This window comes from Paenibacillus sp. ALJ109b, from assembly GCF_010747435.1.
GTDB classification, from domain to species: Bacteria; Bacillota; Bacilli; order Paenibacillales; family Paenibacillaceae; genus Paenibacillus; species Paenibacillus taichungensis.
The window spans coordinates 52,462-72,099 of record NZ_JAAIFP010000035.1 but is presented as its reverse complement, the minus strand read 5'-3'; the positions used below and the strand labels follow the sequence as shown (position 1 = coordinate 72,099).

At 45.1% G+C, this 19,638-nt stretch carries 18 protein-coding genes; 5 read left to right on the top strand and 13 right to left on the bottom strand.

Annotation, left to right across the window (positions count from 1 at the left end; genetic code table 11):
* Positions 1-92: 92 nt before the first annotated feature.
* The 6 genes from G3352_RS28305 to G3352_RS28280 all read right to left on the bottom strand — a co-directional run bounded on the left by G3352_RS28305 (position 93) and on the right by G3352_RS28280 (position 5,277).
* Positions 93-1,574, bottom strand: a complete 1,482-nt coding sequence (locus G3352_RS28305; RefSeq protein WP_163761401.1) for a methyl-accepting chemotaxis protein — start codon at positions 1,572-1,574, stop codon at positions 93-95.
* 405 nt (positions 1,575-1,979) lie between these two features.
* Entirely contained in the window at positions 1,980-3,122 is a 1,143-nt protein-coding gene (locus G3352_RS28300) for a DUF4179 domain-containing protein (protein ID WP_163761400.1), read from the bottom strand.
* Positions 3,112-3,585 carry an RNA polymerase sigma factor gene (locus G3352_RS28295; RefSeq protein ID WP_481856343.1) on the bottom strand — a complete coding sequence of 158 codons (474 nt, stop codon included), beginning with the start codon at positions 3,583-3,585 and terminating at the stop codon, positions 3,112-3,114. Before G3352_RS28295 ends, G3352_RS28300 begins: the two co-directional genes overlap by 11 nt.
* Before the next feature lie 216 nt (positions 3,586-3,801).
* Positions 3,802-4,128 (bottom strand): hypothetical protein, encoded by a 327-nt coding sequence (locus G3352_RS28290; RefSeq protein WP_163761399.1) that lies wholly within the window; start codon positions 4,126-4,128, stop codon positions 3,802-3,804.
* Between the two features lie 37 nt (positions 4,129-4,165).
* The gene (locus tag G3352_RS28285) at positions 4,166-4,789 is read right to left on the bottom strand and encodes an SMI1/KNR4 family protein (RefSeq protein ID WP_163761398.1); all 624 of its coding nucleotides are present in this window, start codon (positions 4,787-4,789) and stop codon (positions 4,166-4,168) included.
* Between the two features lie 38 nt (positions 4,790-4,827).
* A complete protein-coding gene (locus G3352_RS28280; protein WP_163761397.1) occupies positions 4,828-5,277 on the bottom strand; it encodes a DUF6386 family protein in 450 nt (149 codons plus the stop codon).
* 100 nt (positions 5,278-5,377) lie between these two features.
* On the opposite strand from G3352_RS28280, the gene G3352_RS28275 reads away from it, so the two are divergent.
* Genes G3352_RS28275 through G3352_RS28265 form a run of 3 tightly spaced genes read left to right on the top strand, consistent with a single transcriptional unit; the run spans position 5,378 to position 7,898 of the window.
* On the top strand, positions 5,378-6,190 hold the full coding sequence (locus G3352_RS28275; RefSeq protein WP_163761396.1) for a MerR family transcriptional regulator: 813 nt from the start codon (positions 5,378-5,380) through the stop codon (positions 6,188-6,190).
* A gap of 23 nt (positions 6,191-6,213) precedes the next feature.
* Positions 6,214-6,876, top strand: a complete 663-nt coding sequence (locus tag G3352_RS28270; RefSeq protein WP_205525104.1) for a GNAT family N-acetyltransferase — start codon at positions 6,214-6,216, stop codon at positions 6,874-6,876.
* Complete coding sequence (locus tag G3352_RS28265; protein WP_345940819.1) at positions 6,849-7,898, top strand: alpha/beta hydrolase family protein; 1,050 nt, start codon at positions 6,849-6,851, stop codon at positions 7,896-7,898. Before G3352_RS28270 ends, G3352_RS28265 begins: the two co-directional genes overlap by 28 nt.
* Before the next feature lie 13 nt (positions 7,899-7,911).
* Here G3352_RS28265 and G3352_RS28260 read toward each other — a convergent pair whose 3' ends face one another.
* Entirely contained in the window at positions 7,912-9,495 is a 1,584-nt protein-coding gene (locus tag G3352_RS28260; RefSeq protein WP_163761394.1) for a HEAT repeat domain-containing protein, read from the bottom strand.
* Positions 9,496-9,776: 281 nt separating this feature from the next.
* Between G3352_RS28260 and G3352_RS28255 the strand changes: the two genes are divergently transcribed.
* Positions 9,777-10,100 carry a PilZ domain-containing protein gene (locus G3352_RS28255; protein WP_240343268.1) on the top strand — a complete coding sequence of 108 codons (324 nt, stop codon included), beginning with the start codon at positions 9,777-9,779 and terminating at the stop codon, positions 10,098-10,100.
* 66 nt (positions 10,101-10,166) lie between these two features.
* On the opposite strand, the gene G3352_RS28250 is transcribed toward G3352_RS28255, so the two are convergent.
* Positions 10,167-11,513 (bottom strand): uracil/xanthine transporter, encoded by a 1,347-nt coding sequence (locus G3352_RS28250; RefSeq protein ID WP_163761392.1) that lies wholly within the window; start codon positions 11,511-11,513, stop codon positions 10,167-10,169.
* Positions 11,510-12,094, bottom strand: a complete 585-nt coding sequence (locus tag G3352_RS28245) for an ankyrin repeat domain-containing protein (RefSeq protein WP_163761391.1) — start codon at positions 12,092-12,094, stop codon at positions 11,510-11,512. The genes G3352_RS28250 and G3352_RS28245 overlap by 4 nt, the downstream gene beginning before the upstream one ends.
* Before the next feature lie 184 nt (positions 12,095-12,278).
* Here G3352_RS28245 and G3352_RS28240 point away from each other — a divergent pair, with 184 nt between their 5' ends.
* Positions 12,279-13,172, top strand: coding sequence for a LysR substrate-binding domain-containing protein (locus tag G3352_RS28240; protein WP_163761390.1), 894 nt, complete (start codon positions 12,279-12,281; stop codon positions 13,170-13,172).
* 103 nt (positions 13,173-13,275) lie between these two features.
* Here G3352_RS28240 and G3352_RS28235 read toward each other — a convergent pair whose 3' ends face one another.
* The 4 genes from G3352_RS28235 to G3352_RS28220 form a co-directional block, all read right to left on the bottom strand.
* Complete coding sequence (locus G3352_RS28235) at positions 13,276-15,165, bottom strand: beta-glucoside-specific PTS transporter subunit IIABC (RefSeq protein ID WP_163761389.1); 1,890 nt, start codon at positions 15,163-15,165, stop codon at positions 13,276-13,278.
* 127 nt (positions 15,166-15,292) lie between these two features.
* A complete protein-coding gene (gene licT / locus G3352_RS28230) occupies positions 15,293-16,144 on the bottom strand; it encodes a BglG family transcription antiterminator LicT (protein ID WP_053781440.1) in 852 nt (283 codons plus the stop codon).
* Between the two features lie 234 nt (positions 16,145-16,378).
* Entirely contained in the window at positions 16,379-17,803 is a 1,425-nt protein-coding gene (locus G3352_RS28225) for a glycoside hydrolase family 1 protein (protein WP_163761388.1), read from the bottom strand.
* A gap of 215 nt (positions 17,804-18,018) precedes the next feature.
* Complete coding sequence (locus tag G3352_RS28220; RefSeq protein WP_163761387.1) at positions 18,019-19,476, bottom strand: glycoside hydrolase family 1 protein; 1,458 nt, start codon at positions 19,474-19,476, stop codon at positions 18,019-18,021.
* Between the last annotated feature and the right edge of the window lie 162 nt (positions 19,477-19,638).

The following is a 19,638-nucleotide window of genomic DNA, read 5'->3' as shown; positions in this document are numbered from 1 at the left end:
GCTTGGAGACAGGCTTAGTAACTGAACTTCGAATATAAATTGGTGTGATTAGGTGATTCCGATGCAGTAAGCCAGCTTCAGCCTGCTTTATTTTACAGCGTATCAGTAGTAGAACGTACCTCGTTCTTGTCCGATACCAACTCGTTCAGGTCCACAATCAATTGCTCCAGTTCTCCGAAGCTGTCAACCATCTTCTGGGTCAGATTGCGCTGTTCTTCCATACTGGCAAGAATTTCTTCCGCAGCGGCACTCGATTGCTGGGTCACACTTGAAATCTCCGAAACCTCATTAACCACTTTTGTAGAGGATTCCCTCATGGTGACTGAACTGATCTCAATATCTGCGGCCTGATTCAATACTTGCTGAGAATTGCTGTTGATCGTACGGAAAACTTCTTCTGCCGTTTGCACACTGTCTTTTCCTGCTTCCAAAGCGAGTCGAATACGCCCAAATCGATCCGTCAACGCCTGTGTCTGTCCTCTCAAACGGGACAAAATAGCAGCAATATCACTAGCCGAATGGCCGGAGTGTTCTGCCAGCTTACGAACTTCCTCCGACACGACTGCAAACCCTCGTCCATGTTCACCTGCACGGGCTGCTTCGATCGCTGCATTGAGCGCAAGCAGATTCGTCTGGTTCGCAATATCCGAGATGCTGTTAAGCATTAGAGACATGGACTCACTTTCCTCGTTAAACTTGCTCATATCATCGGCTGTGGTATTAATCGTTTCATACAGCTCCTGCATCTGAACATTCAGTTGATCCATCTGTGCACTGCCTGTTTCCGTGCTCGTTGCCATGCTGGATGACAGTTCTTTCATCTGAAGTGAATAGGAAGCAACATCGCGAATATGCTGATCCGACAAGGACAAGGACTCTGAAATTTCTGCTACACTAGTAGCCTGGAATTCAACGCCTTTGGCCACTTCACTGAATCCCAGCGTCACTTCATGGGTAATGGAGCCGGTGTCGGTTACTTTTTGCTTCAGTTGGTCCGTATAACGAGATAGGCCCTCTACAGATTCTTTGACCCTTACAAGCATTGTTTCCACTCTCAATTTGGAATGCTCCACCTCTTGCCAACGGGCCTCGCTATCCCAAAAGAGTCTTTGATTCAACTGGGAAACCATCATCAGAATGGCTCCAGTAAGTGCAAACAACCCTACATCAACAATATGGCCAATAAACTCCTCGGAGCTCTTTGTTTGCACTAGAACAACCTGAAGAATACTAATAGCAAGCAACACGAGAAATCCGGTTGTGAACAGTTTTTTGTCGGGATAGAGCAATAACACTGAAGTGATCACCAGACTTAAAGTGATGTTAACACTTCCCCAGCCTGCATAGACTCCACAAACCGTAATCAGGAGTGTACAAAGCCACGGGATCACATGAATATACTTCTTTTTGATATTGGCGTACGTTACCCAACCGGTGAATAAAATAGCTACCCCACTCGAAACAAGCAGCTTGGGTTCCAGAAAGGCCATACCAAAACCGATGGCAACAATAACCCACAGGATGATACAGATCAGCTTGTTCCTTTTCCAGATGATTTCATCATAACGATTCATGAATTTCCCGTCCTTTTTATCAATTAAATACGATGGTGAAACATTTCTGTACTATCTTTTATCAGTCTTTGGTCCTTGCTTATGAATAAATCGCAAAGTCCTAGGGCTTTGTTATAGTACATTAGGTCTTCATAAACATGAAAACACACTTAATATATATCGGATTTTTATTATAAATTTTTAATATATGAAGGAATATAATATGTACTAATATTTCAGATATTTTATTTGGTTTTCTTCATAGTAAAAATCCGGCCGCTTGCCTACCAACGTTATGTTGGATCCTGATCGTTCAGATTGCAAATTCAACCTTTTTTTACAACAGCAGTTCCCTTATAAAAAAAATGAAAAAACGACACAAAGTCATCTGCAAAAGCATGACTTTGTATCGCCCTTCCTCTAAACCTATTTGATTCTCAGTTCCAGCATATGTTTCTCCGCTTCCTGCAAGTCATCGTAAACTTTGCCGGGTTCACCGTGAAGTTTTAATACCAGAGATTGGGGGGCATCCAGCAGATTACTACTGAAGGAATAGATCATCCCATCTTCCGTCCCGTTACCTGACACACGGGACAACAAGGTCTTCTGCCTGTCCTTGGTGGTGGATACAATCTCGGTAGGGTTGACCACATCACTGACGGAGAGTTTAGTTTTATAATCAATCTTTTGATTAGGTTCATAGATAAATCTTACCCGTGTCACAAGTGGAGATACCTCTGCTTCAGATAACATTACCTCATGACCGCCAATCGTAAATAACTGATTAAGTTTGATCTTCTCGGTCTTGGGCACCGAAAATTTAGGGTCCAGATCGAAGCTCACTTCCATCGGTTTCGAAAATTGGTATTTGGTATCTTTTTTAACCTTATTCGTGTCAGTCAGCAGATCAGGAACTACAGATGAAATGCGAAAATTGAACTTCACTTGTCCAGGAAGCGGTGTATTCCCATCCATTTCAACGGTGCTACGTCCATAAAGTGTATACTTTCCATTGGAGCTATACAGGCTGCTTATACCGCCATTGCCAAGTGATTGGTTCGTCATGCCATTGACCATACTCGTTTTGGGAACCGAATATATCTCCTGGGAAGCATCCGTCTGGGCTGTGTACAATATGATCATCTTGTTTTCATCCGCCATCACTGCATTGACGGTTAACTGATATATTCCTGATTTCACAGAACGATCCACGAGCTGCACATAACCATTGTTAATTGCGGATGCAATCGTATTTCCGTCTACATCCTTTTCAGCCAACTCCCGAAAAGGTTCAAGTACTCCCCAATACTGTGTAGGTGCGCTATAGGTTGCCTGTTGTGGTGTGGAACTGCCAAGTGGACCCATTAGCAGCCAACCGGCTGCCAGAGCTGTTACGAGCACTGCCGTAATCCACTTTAATTGCACATGACCTGTCATTCGCCGAGTTCTTGCCTTTGCCAGACCTCGCTGAATGGCAAAGGCCGTGTCCGCCGGATTCAATTGCTGTCTCTCCAGCTTAACCTGGGAAGCATCTGCGAAAAGTGCCTGTTCCTCCGGACTAGTTGTCATGCCAATCCCCCCTGTTCTTCATCTGTTTCCGTAACAGTTCCAACCCTTTATGCTGCCAGGTCTTGATGGTGCCCTCCGGTTTGCCGAGAATGGAGGCAATCTCAATCGACGTCATGTCATTATAGTATTTCAGCAGTAATACATGGCGGTATTTAGGTTTGATTTTCTCAAGCATGGACCACATCGCAAGTCTGTTGTCGCTGCATTCTGCACTACCAGACTCGGATATAACCTCTTCCACCCCCTCGCTCGGCAGTGGTGTGGCCCGTTTGCGACGTCTTTGTTCATCAATGCACACATAGATCAGAATACGAATAATCCACGATTTGAACGCCTTCTCATTTTTCAGTGAGCGACGCTTGATCCAGGCGCGGCATGTCATCTCCTGCACGGCTTCGAGCGCATCGTGACGATTACGCAGGTAACTGTAGGCAATGGAGATCAGCGTGTCCTGATGCTCCATGATGGATTGGACAAATGTCGTCTCATCTTCGCTCTGTACAAACATCATCTTTTTCATCTCGGCTTTGGTTTCCACCCCGCAATCCCCTCCTTCTCTCTCTTTCTGTGGTTTAAGACGGATGAACAAGCCAAACCGTTTTTTTATTTATTTTCCATCACAAAAAAGCCCCGCCTAATCCTGAGGAGGAAGCTCTTGTATTGATTTCCGCATCATTATTTAAAGTTCAAACCATTCCAGCTCATTATCATCCTGATTCGTAGCTGCTTCCATCTGTTTCAGCCAGTTTGCCGCGAATTCACCTCCTACATGAAACAGACAATATATGTATAACTCTCCCTCTAGAATCTCATCCATTCCCGATGCCACTTCAATCGAGACTTGTAGAGCTTCAGGCCAGGGCGAACCCTCCTGAAGCACCGCAAACCCATCTTCATCATGCTCCAGCTTATACAAGTCGGAGAAAGTTAAGGAATCCGCCAGTCGCTTCACAATTCGAGGTAAAATGATAGGATTTGTTGTTCTGATGCCATATTCCCAGCCCACATGGTACCTCCTTTAATCTAAAAGTTGCTAAAAGCTACTACTCTTGCTCATTCAATTCATTGATCGAGCGGTCCAGCCACAATTCATACCAGTCCAGAAAACTCAGCCGCTCCGTGTTGCCCATATAATAATCCGGATAAATTCCATTACTGTTCGCTCGATCATCGGTCCAGATCTCTCCGTAGGACAATCCCTTCACAATCAGATTAAGCGACACGCCGCAGCCAAAATCGCTAATTCGCAGCATCCCTGCCGACCATTTCGGAGCATAATACTCATGTTCAAGCGCTGCCCACTCGTCCTCTTCTTTGCTGTCGTCGTACCAATCAACATCCCAATTCCAGGATTCCACATGTGGGAACGGCTCGGAAATCGCATTCAACTCATCATCATAATCCATCACTAGATATATGCCGTTCTCCGGCTTTTCCAGCCCATAATAAGGACCTGCACCACCACTTCCAATCACTAGCAAAAAAGCTTGATACTCTTCGGGCAGCTCTATCTTCCATTTCTGTTCAAAAGCTTTAATTTCGTCCAATGTCCATACCGGAGCCATCTTATATTGATGATTCTCTGCCCCAAACAGATTCCGCTTCGGGTCCAGAGTCTGGAGTTTGTTCAACTTTCCCTGTATGCGTTCCAACTGTACCTTGTACATGTACGTAAGCCTCCTTCCATCGCGTTGTACCTATAACGTCAGATTCGAATCAAGTCATTCAAACTATTTTCGCTTTGCAGACTGGGTTTGATGTTAATCCATATTCGGTTGTTGTTCCTCGATATCGCGCACGCATAATTTCCGGGTTTCAACTGGAGCAATACACCGCCGCACGACTCATCCGGCTCTAGCTCACCCCCACTGACATCATCTGCAGCTCCCAGATACACTTTACCGGAAGGGACACGTAGATGGTATACCTGTGCATTCTCCACTTTTATCCCCGCATCATCCAGACTCCATGTCACCTCATACTGTTCATCTTCACCCAGATTCAGAAACAAACAGTTGCCTGCATTTACCTCAATCAGTTCATCTTCTGCAATAGACCACCAGTCCGGTGTATCTTCAACACGATGTTTTAGCGCCGCCAGATCATACAGGCACAGTGCTGCCGTATCCGTGAAGAACTGAAACTTCCCGTTCATTCTATCTCTCCTTTCTAATTCAAAATAAACACCTTGACCCTAGGTCAGACCTAAGGTTTATAGTGGAACTATTCCATTCAAGCAGACAGGAGCCAGCATAATGAACAAATACATTACGATTAGCGAATTATCCAAATTAATGCATGTTTCAATCCATCAAATTCGATACTTTGAGGAAAAAGAAATACTTTTCCCGGCATATGTGGATACCAACCACTACCGTATGTATGGAATGGATGAGATCTACCAGCTTTCTCACATTCTTTTATTGCGCAAGTTGAATGTCCCTGTTCAGCAAATCAAAGAGTGCATGCTCTCCTATTCCGCAGATGACTATAACCGATTATTAACCGATTCACTTCAAGCTGTACAATCACAGATTGATTCGTTAATGCATATGAAACAATTCATTCAAGGCATATTGCAGGAACAGCAGGAATGGATCAGCCAATCACAGCAGGATCAGTGTATACCCACATATGAGATAAAGGAAATTCCTGTTCGGCATTTCACCACTTGGATCACCATCCAACCAAACGAATCTTTGCATGCCCGTGTACTTTATCAGCATCGTACGGATCAACCTGCATTGTTTGAAATTGATTTACACTACTTGTATACCTTAGGCCAGGTTGCAGTCTGTGTTCCGTCTTCTAATGCTACCAGCGATTCTTTTGTTGAAAAAGGGTTGTATCTAACCAGATCATTCACAGTGACATCCGAAGAAAATATTGCCCAGGAAATTCATCACCTTAAGGAATATGCATTTCAAGCCACTTACGTGCTGGTAGACCCTATAATTTTGATTGAAAAGTCCTATCTCTCCATGTTAGGAACTGATCAATTACACTATGAGATTCAGGCCAGAATTGAGGTCACTCCTCCTAAAGTGAAAGAAAGGAACCCATTATGAACCTCACGACTCCAATTCAAATTGTGGACTATGATGATCAAAGTCAACATCAACTGGCTGTCCGAAAGTTAATAGTCCATTCTTTTGCAACCAAGTTTGAGGCTCTTGTTCGGCTCGCCCCAACGGAAATAGTTGACTTACTTGGCGCTATATGGATTGATCAGGGAAACTCACCCTCCGGTAGGCAGTTCATTGCAATGGATGGAAACCAGGTTGTCGGGGTTCTATGCCTGAAATGGTGCCTCAAAAACCCCCTACAGATAAAAAAGGATATCCATCACATTCCACTCCGTAAGCTTTGCAAGCAATACGGACTACGCAATGTCTGCATGTTTATGGTCGGAATGATTGCCTTGGAATATAAGCCAAGTCCACACGAATGTTATATTGAGCATTTGGCTGTAGCTTCAAGTCACCGAAAGCGTGGGATTGCCAGACAGTTGCTGATTACAGCTCAGCAGTTTGCAAACCAACATCTCCATTGTAAATATATATCTTTGCACGTATCCAGCAGCAACACACAAGCCATTCGTCTTTACCAACAATTGAACTTCAGAGTGGAATCATCACACAACAGCCTTTCCCGAAAATTCCTGTTCCGTGAACCTGAATGGATTTTCATGATGATCCCTATCTCTAACATACAGGAGGCATTTCAGTGTTTAAACAACAACCCCCTAGACTAAGATTATTTACGACCCCAGTTTTCAAATGGCTGATCGGTGTAACAATCATCATTCTGGCTATTGTGTCTTGGCTGCTCATTCAGAACACATTCAACATGAAAGAAACACGCATCTCCATTCCAACCTCATATGGACAATTAACGGGTATACTCACACTGCCCAAACAGCATTCAGATAAGGTTGGCCTTGTCGTTTTTGTACATGGTGATGGTCCGATTAATGCCAGTTATGACGGGGGATACCGACCTTTGTGGGAAAAGCTTGCCATGGCGGGGTATGCCTCCCTCTCGTTGGATAAACCTGGTGTTGGCGGTTCCTCGGGAAACTGGCTTGACCAGACCATGGAGGATCGTGCACAGGATGTCTTAACCGCCATTGAATGGGCCAGAAAAGAACCCTCTATTGATCAAGATCAAATTGGTTTGTGGGGTGCCAGCCAGGCTGGATGGGTCATTCCAAACGTCGTGAAACAAGATCCGGATATTGCATTTAGCATTTTGGTTTCCCCCGCCATCAACTGGATTACACAGGGCAGATACAACACCCGGCAGGAAATGCTCCAGAAGGGATATACCGAGGAAGAGATCACTGCAAGGCAGCTCTATAATGACCAGGTTCTGCAGCTGATTCGAAACAAGGCCACCTATGATGAATATATACTCATAGCTAATAAGGACCAACTCATTTCCAAGGAGCGTTGGACGTTTATCGTCAACAATGTGGAATCGGATGCCACAGATGAGCTCGTTTCGTTTCATAGTCCTGTTCATCTCGTGCTTGGAGGTCAAGATATAAATGTCGATGTTCAAGAGACAGAGCGCGTGTATCGTCAGATGATTCCACAATCACTGCTCAGTGTAACCAAGCTACCGGATGCTGATCATTCGATGCTGCCCTCTTCACTGGTGCATTCTACGTTCAAAACCTATGCAACCGCCTTGTTCTCGCCACGAAAACTAATGGACGCACAGTATTTGGATGATATTGTTCAATTTTTGAACTCTATTAAGGATAAATCTTAAAGATTGATTACATTCATTGTATAAGCCACTCCAGCCGACGGATCAGGTCGTTGTCCAGTTCAGATCGACACCATTCCAAATATTGATGAAGGCGCTCCAGCTGTACAATGGTCAATCTAATGCCATAACTGCGATTTGGGAATTCAACCCAGTTGTGTAATTGACGAAGAAGCGTGTGCTTCACCCATTCAGGTTGGGCTGTTGGTAGCAGTCGAAGTAGGAGACCGAGTTGAGTCCATCTACCCATAACAGACATGATACGTAGCACATTGCGGATTACATGAGGCTTGGCAGCTTTATCCGCCAACAGCTCTGCGACTTCATCTGGAGGAATGAGATGAGGATGACGCATCAATGCTCGGCAGGCTTCACGCGAAATACCTGGTTGAGGATCTTGCAGCATATTTATAAAATAAGGACCGTAGGAAGAAGGGTTTAGCCGCGTCAGTCCTCTTATGACAGCCTTCCTTACCGCAACTACTGAGTGCTGCGCATAATCAAACACAACCTCAGCGTCTGCCTTTTCCCCTGTCTCTCCAAGACCGGCAATAGCAGCAGCGAGGTGACCTCGCTCCTCACTCCAGATCATATCAAGGTACCACTCCGCATAACTCCCCTTCATCCATTGCTTCCCGTGCCTTCGAGCTGTATCCCTTACCGAGAGGTCCGGGTCCAACAGCCGATCCGCTATAATCTCTTTCGCATCCTCAGGAAACATGGTAGCCAAAGACGCCAGACTTTCCCGGCGGATTGAAGGTATACTGTCCTGTAACATGCGAAGAAGCGCTTCTTTCAGATTCTGTCCTGACAATATGCCATCCACCCGCCACGCAGCCCACCTACGGATGGATGGATCGTCGTCACGCAGTGCCTGCTCTATAATGATGCCGTCATCTGTTCCATTTTCTTCAACCGATATGCGAAACGCCAGGCGACGAATATAGGCATCCGGTGATACCCTTGCCGAATGAATGACATACCTGCATTCCTTTTGACGCAGCAAGTTATGAATAGATTCAATCCACTCCTCGAACAAATCCCGGCCACAGATTCGAAGTCGTTCCACCAATATGATATTTTCCATCCATAGCTTAGCATATTCGGGCTTGCGCTTGCGCTCGAGTGCCAATTTGGCCAAATCACGGATTTCGGGCACCCAATCATTTAAACGAAGCAGCAAATAAGGAAAGGTATACGGTTGATCGTTCTCGATCATTTTTCGAACCGATGCCTCTCTGATGTATCCACTCCAATGCATCGTCAACACAGAAAGTCGGGTAGCACTCGCTAGATCCATGGTACGCATTTCTCGTTCGACAGACTTCTTCCATTCCAGAGGAGACGGACGCCATTCCCTTACATGTTCATTCAACCAAACCAGTTCCGTAAGAGGGCACACCGCAAGCAAAGTGGCGACCGCCTGCTCCGCTGCTTGACTAATGGCTGAATGACGATTATCCATCATCCGTATTATGGCCGGAATTGCTGCATAGACCCTGGACTGGCCCACTTCACGCAGTTGTTCAACTGTTTGTTGAACATTTCCGGTTCCCAATCGATTAATTTTTTCCTGAAATTCCGAAGAAAATTGACGCAACCTAATCCGCTCCTTCCCATTCTGATCCAGGCGAGAAAATCAGAACCATATCCAACCATCATTATATCAAGCCGTACACAAGGGTTAAAGGAACCTCGGGGCTATCCTTGATCCTGCTGCACTTTAGAAAATTGAAGGTGTTAGCAAACAAGGTTAATCTCTTCATTTTTTTAGCAAAAATGACGATATAATCATAACTGACTTTTTTTGATTTTGTGGAGGAAACCATGGCTATCAACCTTAGAAGAGAACCTTTTCGCTATACTTTAAAGGAACCGATAATGTTCGAAATTTTTATTCTCAGCATTAACGGCGCCTCTGCACCACCCAAACCCATTCAAGCGGAATTATGCGATATCAGCCGATCGGGCTGTCAGCTTTCATTTCCGTTAAATCTGCATGTGGAGTCCAATAACATCCGAATCGGCATGAACTTGTTGCTTTTTGAAGACCCCTTGTATTTGGAAGGAACGCTGCGCTGGGGCAAAGAAGAGAATAACCGATGGCACTACGGCGTACAGCTGGAGATCCAGCAAAGCAATCATGAGCGTTTATCCAGAGAAATGAGAATGCTTGCGGGGCAAGGCAAAATTATGGTGAAGTAACCCGGGGAGCACCAACCTAACAAAAAAACAGCCCGGTGAACCGGACTGTTTCAATATTTTAGATATTCAGGCTGCTTTGGTCGCAGTCGTAGTATTGTCCATCTTGGACCAATCCACTGTGGTTTCGAGCAAAAGTGACACCACAACCCCAATGACAAGCCCATTGCTAATGATCGGAATGAGATACATGGGTAGAGCCTGAAAAGCTTCAGCAGGGATGTTCATTACAGCAACACCTGTAAGAACCGGCAGTGCCACACGATAGATTGTTTTGGAATTAAAGGTGGTGCCTTCAAGTGTTCTTAGAGCTGTACCAAACATTTGCAAATAGGCAACAAATAGCACGGCACTCCCTACACTGGGAGGAATTTGTGCGAAAAAGGCTGTCACAGAAGGCGTCAGTCCTAATATACATAACATGCCTGCTCCAACAACAAACGCAGCCCTTTTCAGAATACGAGTGCTCTCCAGAAAACCAATCGAAGAGGCAAATAATCCGAACGGCAGCACACCTACACACGCAGATAACATGCTGAACAATCCCGTGAGCATGTATGATCGTTTATATTGTTGGCTGGACGTTTGCACTCCATATATTTTTTCGACAGAGCTTAACGTGGTTATGGAGTTTGTCATATTCACCAGCCCGACAAAAAAAGCTGTGATGACAATACCCGGTTCCCACTTCGGCGTCCCCCACGGAAACCAGGAAAACAGGTTTAAATTCTGATGACCGGATGCTCCTGCATGCTGTCCAGGGAATACAAAACTGTAGGCAATCCACCCCGTCACGATGCCAATCAGGATGGAGTAGTTACCGAGCTTGCCTTTTCCCTTAAGCTGGATTAAGGCCACTAGAAACGCTATGGCAACGGACAACGCCGCTACAGGCAGGTTAAAATTGCCGAACTCGGTATATCCTATCATGCCTTTGAAGAAATTCATGGTCAATTGAATCGTCATCAGAAATAACATCGCACTCTTGACCATTGGTGTGAACAGCTTCTGAAGCACATGCGCTGCTCCAAGTCCGCCCAGGATCATCATCGTCAGACCCGCTAACAGAAAACCCGCAGCCAATCCTCCCCCGATACGTTCCAAACTCATGCCGGCTGATGAAGCCGAGGCCGTTAAGCTTAGTGTCAGCCCCCACCATAATCCCGAGGGACCATCCATCACGGCATAACGATGTCCAAAGAACGCCTGTAATATACACACAGCCCCAGTAAGCAAAAAGGCATGCTGCATCGACGCAGCAATGGCCTCCGGTGAAAGCTGAAAATTATGTCCGATGGATAACGGCACCACCACAGTGTTGGTAAACAGGAAGAAGAACCACTGAATGCCTGCCAATGCAAGCGATGACGCACCCTTTATATTATTTTGCAAAGATTGCTCTTGATGTCTGTTCATGATTGAGTTAACATTCGCTCCATTTCTTTATAATGATGCCTCCGGGCATGCGCAAGTGCTGTAACTCCGTCCCGGTCAGCAATGAAAGGATCAGCACCATATTGCAAAAGCAATGCTACGATCTGCTGATGACGAGTGCCGCCATCTCCCAGAATGACCGCTTCCAGCAAAGCTGTCCAGCCCAGATTGTTGATATGGTTCACATCCACATCCGTGCATTTCAGAAGGATCTCCACAATATCGACATGACCTCGATCTGAAGCAGGAATCAAAGCTGTGCCCCCAAACCGATTCGTAATCCGGGTATCAGCACCTGCTTTTATAGCCAGTTCGACCATTTTTCGCAAACCTTCCGCACTGGCATACAGCAGCATGTTGTCCAGTCGTTGATCCTGGATGTTCACATCCGCTCCCGCTTCAATAAGCGTACTTGCCGTCTCTGGCTTGTTGCCATGTACCGCGGCCATCAGAGGTGTACGTCCTCGAGCATCCCGGTCATTCACTCCAGTCCCTTGTGCGATAAACCGCAGCACATCATCCGTATGTCCAGCTTCAGCAGCTGCATGTATTGTTTTCAGCATCGCACCTTCACCCTCCAATTTGTCGTCATCCTCACGGCATATATTTGATACATCATAATCTACATGTGTGATTAGAAGTGTTTAAACCTTATGTATGTTAACATAGGATAATAGTATATTAAAAATACATGTTTTGTTGGTTTCCCATATGAAAATCATATCGCTGCAAATAAGGAGAACACACGTGGATATCAAACAATGTCGCTATTTCATCGCGATTGCCGAGGAGAGACAGATCACGGCGGCAGCGCGCAGATTACACATGGCTCAACCTCCTCTAAGCCAGCAGCTCAAGCTGATGGAAGACGAGCTCGGCGTAGCTTTGTTTGAACGCAAAGGACGCAGCATGGAACTGACACAGGCCGGTCGAAGCTTCTATGATTATGCGGTTACGATGACCAAATACATGGAAGAAGCTGTCATGGAGATGCAGAGCTTCCGATATGGCATTCGGGGCAAGCTGTCACTTGGCATTAATACCATTTCAGATCGTTTGATCCCGCAGGCGCTCCAGCAGTTTCGGACAACACACCCTCAGGTGACCTATAAAATTCAGCAAAATGAATCTGCACAGCTCTGCCAGCTCTTGGGCGAAGGCAAAATCGAGCTTGCCTGTGTGCGGATGCCTGTCAAAACAGAGCAATATGAAGTGCTGCATCTACCGCAGGAAGCTCTCTTCTATATTTCCTCCACACCGCTGAAGTCAGCGGATGAGCGCGGGATTTATTTTCAAAAGCTGGCCGATATCCCTCTCTTGCTTCCTAGCACTGAAGGACTTGGGATGTTCGAACTGATATTACAGAAATTCCGTGAGCATCACGTGAATCCTTCCATTGCTGGCGAATGCTCGGATATTAACATGTTGCTGGAACTTGTGCGACTCGGTTTTGCAAGCTCCATCGTGCCTCATACGGTTCTTCAGCTTTATCATGAGCATCCGTTTCATATCTATCGTATTCAAGATGCGCAATCTACCGTAGATTCTGCGCTTGTGTGGCATCGCAATCGTCATCTTTCCAAGCCCGCCCAGCACTTTGTGCAATTGGTTCAGGAGCTGCTGCCTTCTCGCTCGGTTTAGTGTCCAGCAGACATCGGCCATGAAGAATATCGTCCATATACTAAAAAGCAGCAGCCTTGCCGGAATAATTCCATCCGGAAAGACTGCTGCTTTTTGATGTTCGTTAAGCTTTTGCCGTGAACAACAATTCTTTTTCCTTAATCGTTGTACGTCCGGCAGACTCAATTGAATTATATTGATGCATGTTCGTAATGATGACCGGCGTAATCGTTGTGTAACCGGCTTTTTCGATTTCTTCCCGGTCGAATTCCATCAGTACATCACCAACGGCAACCTTCGCTCCTGCTTGAACTTTAGGGGAGAAGAATTGACCTTTCAGTTTCACGGTATCAATCCCGATGTGAATCAGCATTTCAGCGCCGTCATCACTAACGAGACCAATGGCATGTCCACTCTTCGACAACGAGAATACTGTTCCGTTGATCGGAGAAACCACGCGGCCTTCCGACGGCTGGATGGCAAAACCTTTACCCATAATCTCTTCCGAGAATGCAGGGTCAGGAACTTCACTCAGTGATTTAACTTCACCAGTAATTGGGCTAAATACGTCTTGATCCAGTGCTTTAGTTTCTTCAACAGCAGTTACTGCGGAAGCAGAAGTCGTTGCTGCTGGTGTTGCAGGTTCAGCAGCTGGTACTGCTTCAGGAACATCTTCAAATCCAATGATATACGTCAGAACCGCTGAAACTACAACAGCAACGATAATTCCGATCAGAGCGTATACAAATGTCGGACCAATAATCATCGGAATCCCGGAAAGACCTGCCAGACCACCGATGACATAAGCTTTGGTTTGGAAGAAACTAACGAACGCTCCACTAATTGCTGCACCAATCAGGGCTGCGACAAATGGTTTCTTGAAGCGCATGTTAACCCCGTACATTGCCGGTTCTGTAATTCCCATAAGCGCAGTAACACCCGTTGATGCAGACAGGGACTTGATTTGTTTGTTCTTGGATTTTAAAGAAACACCCAGAGCACTACCTGCTTGTGCAAAGTTTGCCATCATCATAAGTGGAATCAGGTAATCATATCCCAATGTTGCAATAGAACCGATCATGATTGGAACCAGTGCATAGTGCATACCTGTAATAATCAGGAGTGAGAATGCACCGCCCACAAGCAATCCTGCAAATAAACCTGCGTTGTTGAATAACCAGTTAATTCCGTCTGTCAAACCATTACCGATAATAACGCCAAGTGGTCCTACAGCGATCATCATCACAGGAACAATAATAAGCAAAGTAACTGTAGGTACAACAATTAACTTAAGAGATGCATGTGTAACTTTATCAATGGCTTTCTCTACATAAGAAGCCAGCCAGATCGCAATCAGAATCGGAATAACCGATGATGCATATGTCGCTGCTACAACTGGCAAACCGATGAATGATACATTTTCTCCTGGTGCAAGCAAAGCTGTAATGGTCGGGTGCATAACCGATGCACCAATTGCCGCACCGATGTACATGTTGCTGCCGAGTTTACGAGCGGTACTAATCCCGAGAATGATCGGCAGGAAGTAAAACGCACCGTCACCGATTGCCGACAGAATGATATACGTAGAACTTGTAGCATCAATCCAGCCAAAGGTCAGGAGCAATGCCACAATACCTTTGAGCATCCCCGCACCGGTGATCGCTGGTAGGATTGGTGTAAACACGCCTGAGATGAAGTCAAATACAGCACTCAGCGGATTTTTCTTTTTACTTGTTCCACTTGAAGCAGCTGGTTTGGCATCAGGGGATTTGGACATGTTGCCTACAAGTGCATTATACACAACAGGCACATCGTTCCCGATAATGACCTGGAACTGTCCGCCATTCTCCATAACGCCCATAACGCCAGGTGTATTTTTCAGCGTCGCTTTGTCCGCTTTTTTGTTGTCATTCAGGTTAAACCGGAGTCTTGTCATGCAGTGTGTGACTTGATCGATGTTCTCTTCGCCACCAACAAGCTTCAGAATATCCTTGGACAATTGTTGTTTATCCATTGTGTTTTGCTCCTTTTATGTGTAATGAAGGTTAAAAAAAAACCTAAACACTGAATAATGACAAAGCAGTTTCAGCTTATCATTATTCAACGTTTAGGTTTTGCCTTTTTTGCAGTAACAATCCCAATTATTCAATTGTTTGTTCAGTTCTGACAACTCGTTCAATATGAATGGTCAGATATAGGATTTCTTCCTTGGATAAGACCCGGCTATAGATCTTGCGAGTATAGTCGTTAATCTTACAAGCACATGCATGTGCCTCAGGATATTGTTTGCTCACCAGGTCATGAAGCGGATTATCTGCTTCCTTATCTTCAATCGCTGTACCGTGTAGTACGCGTTGAGCAAAGAACTTCAAATGGGTCAGGAATCGATAATAACTCAGCGAATCCTCATCTAGCTCAATGACAAAGCTGCGTCGTACAATGTTGAGTATATCTTTTACGATATTCGTAATGCTGATGGTTTCTCTCATCTCACCGTTCATCTGGGCATTGACTAGATGCATTGCGATGAATGCGCATTCGTCTTCAGGAAGCAGGACACCCAATGTTTCTTCAATAATCTGAAGTGCCTTGAGCCCAATGGCATATTCCTTGCGGTACATGCGCTTGATCTCCCAGAATAATGCATTACGAATCTGCAAGCCTTGACGATGCCGGTCAATGGCAAAATGAATATGATCCGTAAGTGAAATGTAGATGCTCTCATGAAGCTTCTCACCCAACACGGTCTCGGCGTAACGAATAATCTCATCCGAGCATTCAACATATTCAACTGGAATATCAGACAGAAGCGTTTTCAGTTTCTGCGATACTTCCTTGCTTTCCAATGAGAATATTTTTTCGACCAGACTGTCGTCTATCGTTTCACCAGTATGCTTTTTGAAGGCTATGCCCCGTCCCATGACGACCAGTTCGTTTCCTCCTGGATCAATCACAGTAACTACATTGTTGTTCAGCACCTTCTCAATTTTCATTTCTTCACATCACCTTGCACCGTCAAAGTAGTAAAAGGCAAAACCAAAGCTGGTCATGATACACATGCCCCGCTTCTGGTTTTGCCTGATTGAACAGTAACAATCCAGTATTCATTAGCCTTAGGCCCATCTTACCATATAATTATCCATCTGACAATGTTTTTGTGAAAGCGGTTAATGTGCTTGAATATGACACAAGAAGATACTGCCCACATATGTCTTTGGAACTAGAAATTAATGGTTTTCGGATTTTAGACTTGCGCCGTTTGTACCAATAACTTCTTTGTACCAATGGAATGATTTTTTCTTGTAACGATCAAGGGTACCTGATCCGTCATTGTTACGATCCACATAGATAAAGCCATAGCGTTTCTTCATCTCTGCTGTGGATGCACTCACCAGATCGATGCAGCCCCATGAGGTATAACCCATGACTTCGACTCCATCTTCAATCGCTTCGCCTACTTGTACCAAGTGATCATTCAGGTATTGAATCCGGTAATCATCATTCACCGTTTTATTGCCATTTGCGTCAGTGATCAGCTCATCGGCTGCACCCAAACCATTTTCGACAATAAACAATGGTTTTTGATAACGATCCCAGTATTTATTGAGCGTTACGCGCAGGCCTTGCGGGTCAATCTGCCAGCCCCATTCACTTGCTTTGAGGTAAGGGTTCTGTACACCTGCAAACAGATTCCCTTTGCCTTCAATACGTTTCTGTGGGTCACCTGTCTCACAAATACTTACATAGTAACTGAACGAGATGAAGTCCACCGTATGTTTCAGAATTTCAGCATCGCCATCTTCAAACTTGATGTTGATATTATTCGCTTTGAAGTAACGATTGATGTATTTCGGATAATAGCCACGTGCATGAATATCGGCAAAGATGTCATTCCGCTGTTCTGCATGCATTGCAGCTACCACATCATCCGGATTTGGTGTCAATGGATAGGTTGGCATACTGAGTACCATACAGCCAATTTTCGCTTCAGGCATAATCTCATGACCCAGTTTTACTGCCAGCGCACTTGCCACCAGCTCATGGTGGATTGCTTGGTACAGATCCTGTTTGGACAGTTCCGCTTTTGGTGTAAAGATGCCGCCACTCATGAATGGTTCTTCCAGAATGGAGTTAATTTCATTAAACGTCAGCCAGTATTTTACTTTGCCTTTGAAACGGTTAAACAAGACGGTTACATAACGCTCGTAGAAATCAATCATTTTCCGGTTAACCCAGCCGTCATACGTTTTGGACAAATGCAGCGGTGTCTCATAATGAGAAATCGTTACGAGGGGTTCAATCCCGTATTTGTGGCACTCGTCAAACAGGTCATCATAGAACTGCAGACCTTTTTCGTTTGGCTCCAATTCATCACCTTTAGGGAAAATACGGGACCAGGCAATGGATGTACGGAATACTTTGAAGCCCATTTCAGCAAACAACTTAACATCCTCTTTGTAACGATTGTAGAAATCGATACCGATCAATTTCAGGTTATCCTCTGTCGGTCCTTCCGTTCTTGGCGTCGTAATCCCATGGGGCATTACATCCTGAACAGACAGGCCTTTGCCATCTGTATTGTAGGCTCCTTCGAGCTGATTGGCTGCGACTGCGCCGCCCCATAGAAAATCCTTCGGAAATGGTGTTGTCATATCTGTCATTCCTCTCTGGTTACGTTGTACTCATTCTTTGTTAAAACTGTTGACCCTATGCCCGTGAACACATCAAAAAGCGGACATTGCGCAACTAAAAGGGCTTCAGATCAGCCTGCTTTCTGTTGGGTTTTGCCCGCTTTATGCGGTAACAATCCTCGAATAGCCTAATTACTTACAGCGATCCGGGTTTAAGATACAGGAATCAGATCAAATTATAGTTGCTCACCATTGCTGGCAATTACGTTTTTGTACCAGTCAAATGAATCTTTCTTCGAACGTTTGAGTGTTCCGTTACCTTCGTCGTCCAAATCCACGTAGATGAAACCATAACGTTTGGACATTTCAGACGTGGACATGCTCACGAGGTCAATCGGGCCCCATGCTGTAAATCCAATCAGATCCACACCGTCTTTGATCGCTTCTTTCATTTGTTCGATGTGTTTCTTCAGGTAATCCACACGATAGGAGTCATGAATTGAACCGTCTTCTTCAACACGGTCATATGCACCCAGGCCATTTTCTACGATGAACAATGGTTTCTGGTAGCGATCCCAGAAGTTATTCAACGTTACGCGCAGACCGATCGGATCGATCTCCCAGCCCCAGTCGGAAGCTTCCAGATAAGGGTTTTTCACACCGCCAGTCAGGTTACCTGTTGTTTCTTCTTTGTCTGCGGATGCAGATTTGGTTACGGACATGTAGTAACTGAAGGAAATGAAATCAACGGTATTATTGAGCAAGATCTCATCATCGCCTGCTTCTTTCTGAATCACAATGTTGTTTTCTTCAAAATAACGAGCCATGTAGTTCGGGTATTGACCACGAGCATGCATATCCGTAAAGAAGAGGTTAATCTGATTCTCATGTTGCGCCAGACGAACATCTACCGGATTACAAGTCGCCGGGTACGTTTCCATACGAGCAAGCATACAGCCCACTTGGGAACCAGGAATAATCTCATGTGCAAGCTTGGTTACCAGTGCACTTGCTACAAATTGGTGATGCAGCGCTTGATATGTCGTTTGCAGTTGGTTGTCTACTTTATCGATCAGGATACCGCCGCCTGTGTACGGGCTAAACAGCATCACGTTGATTTCGTTAAACGTCAACCAGTATTTCACTTTATTTTTATAACGGTTGAACACAGTCTCTGCATATCTCACATAGTGCCCAATCAGTTCACGACCTGCCCAACCATTGTATTTCTGTGTCAGACCCAGCGGAGTTTCATAGTGAGACAAGGTTACCAGCGGTTCAATGCCGTATTTCAACAGTTCGTCGAAGACATCGTCATAGAATTTCAAGCCAGCTTCGTTCGGCTCTTGGTCGTAACCATTCGGGAAAATACGTGCCCAGTGAATGGACAAACGGAACACTTTGAAGCCCATTTCAGCAAATAATGCGATATCTTCTTTATAGTGATGATAGAAATCAATACCAAAACGTTTAGGGAAACGTTCTTCAATTTTGCCGGAAAGAATCTCTTCAATTCGTGTAGAGGAGATTTCCATGGCATGTCCGCCTGTACGCTTCTCTTTGGGAACATGCGCAATCATATCCGCAGTAGAGAGACCTTTGCCGTCCTTATCGAATGCACCTTCTAATTGGTTGGCAGCTGTAGCGCCTCCCCACAGGAAGTTTTCGGGGAATCCTTTTTTTGCCGTGGTCATAACGAACAACCTCTTTTCGAATTTTATTTGGGTTTTTCCCGAATACAGCGGCTGTATTTCAGGCCAAAAAACAAGAAAAACCTAAACTCAAGGTAAAATAGCTCGCAAAAAAAGAGCCTTCATTTCACCATCAGTTTAGGTTTTGCCTGTCTGCACAGTTAC

Coding starts and splice junctions, on each gene's coding strand:
- G3352_RS28235 (WP_163761389.1), bottom strand. CDS start 15,165: ATGGATAAACAACAATTGTCCAAGGATATTCTGAAGCTTGTTGGTGGC.
- G3352_RS28305 (WP_163761401.1), bottom strand. CDS start 1,574: ATGAATCGTTATGATGAAATCATCTGGAAAAGGAACAAGCTGATCTGT.
- G3352_RS28280 (WP_163761397.1), bottom strand. CDS start 5,277: ATGAACGGGAAGTTTCAGTTCTTCACGGATACGGCAGCACTGTGCCTG.
- G3352_RS28225 (WP_163761388.1), bottom strand. CDS start 17,803: ATGACAACACCATTTCCGAAGGATTTTCTATGGGGCGGCGCAGTCGCA.
- G3352_RS28245 (WP_163761391.1), bottom strand. CDS start 12,094: ATGCTGAAAACAATACATGCAGCTGCTGAAGCTGGACATACGGATGAT.
- G3352_RS28275 (WP_163761396.1), top strand. CDS start 5,378: ATGAACAAATACATTACGATTAGCGAATTATCCAAATTAATGCATGTT.
- G3352_RS28250 (WP_163761392.1), bottom strand. CDS start 11,513: ATGAACAGACATCAAGAGCAATCTTTGCAAAATAATATAAAGGGTGCG.
- G3352_RS28220 (WP_163761387.1), bottom strand. CDS start 19,476: ATGACCACGGCAAAAAAAGGATTCCCCGAAAACTTCCTGTGGGGAGGC.
- licT (WP_053781440.1), bottom strand. CDS start 16,144: ATGAAAATTGAGAAGGTGCTGAACAACAATGTAGTTACTGTGATTGAT.
- G3352_RS28285 (WP_163761398.1), bottom strand. CDS start 4,789: ATGTACAAGGTACAGTTGGAACGCATACAGGGAAAGTTGAACAAACTC.
- G3352_RS28300 (WP_163761400.1), bottom strand. CDS start 3,122: ATGACAACTAGTCCGGAGGAACAGGCACTTTTCGCAGATGCTTCCCAG.
- G3352_RS28295 (WP_481856343.1), bottom strand. CDS start 3,585: ATGGAGCATCAGGACACGCTGATCTCCATTGCCTACAGTTACCTGCGT.
- G3352_RS28255 (WP_240343268.1), top strand. CDS start 9,777: ATGTTCGAAATTTTTATTCTCAGCATTAACGGCGCCTCTGCACCACCC.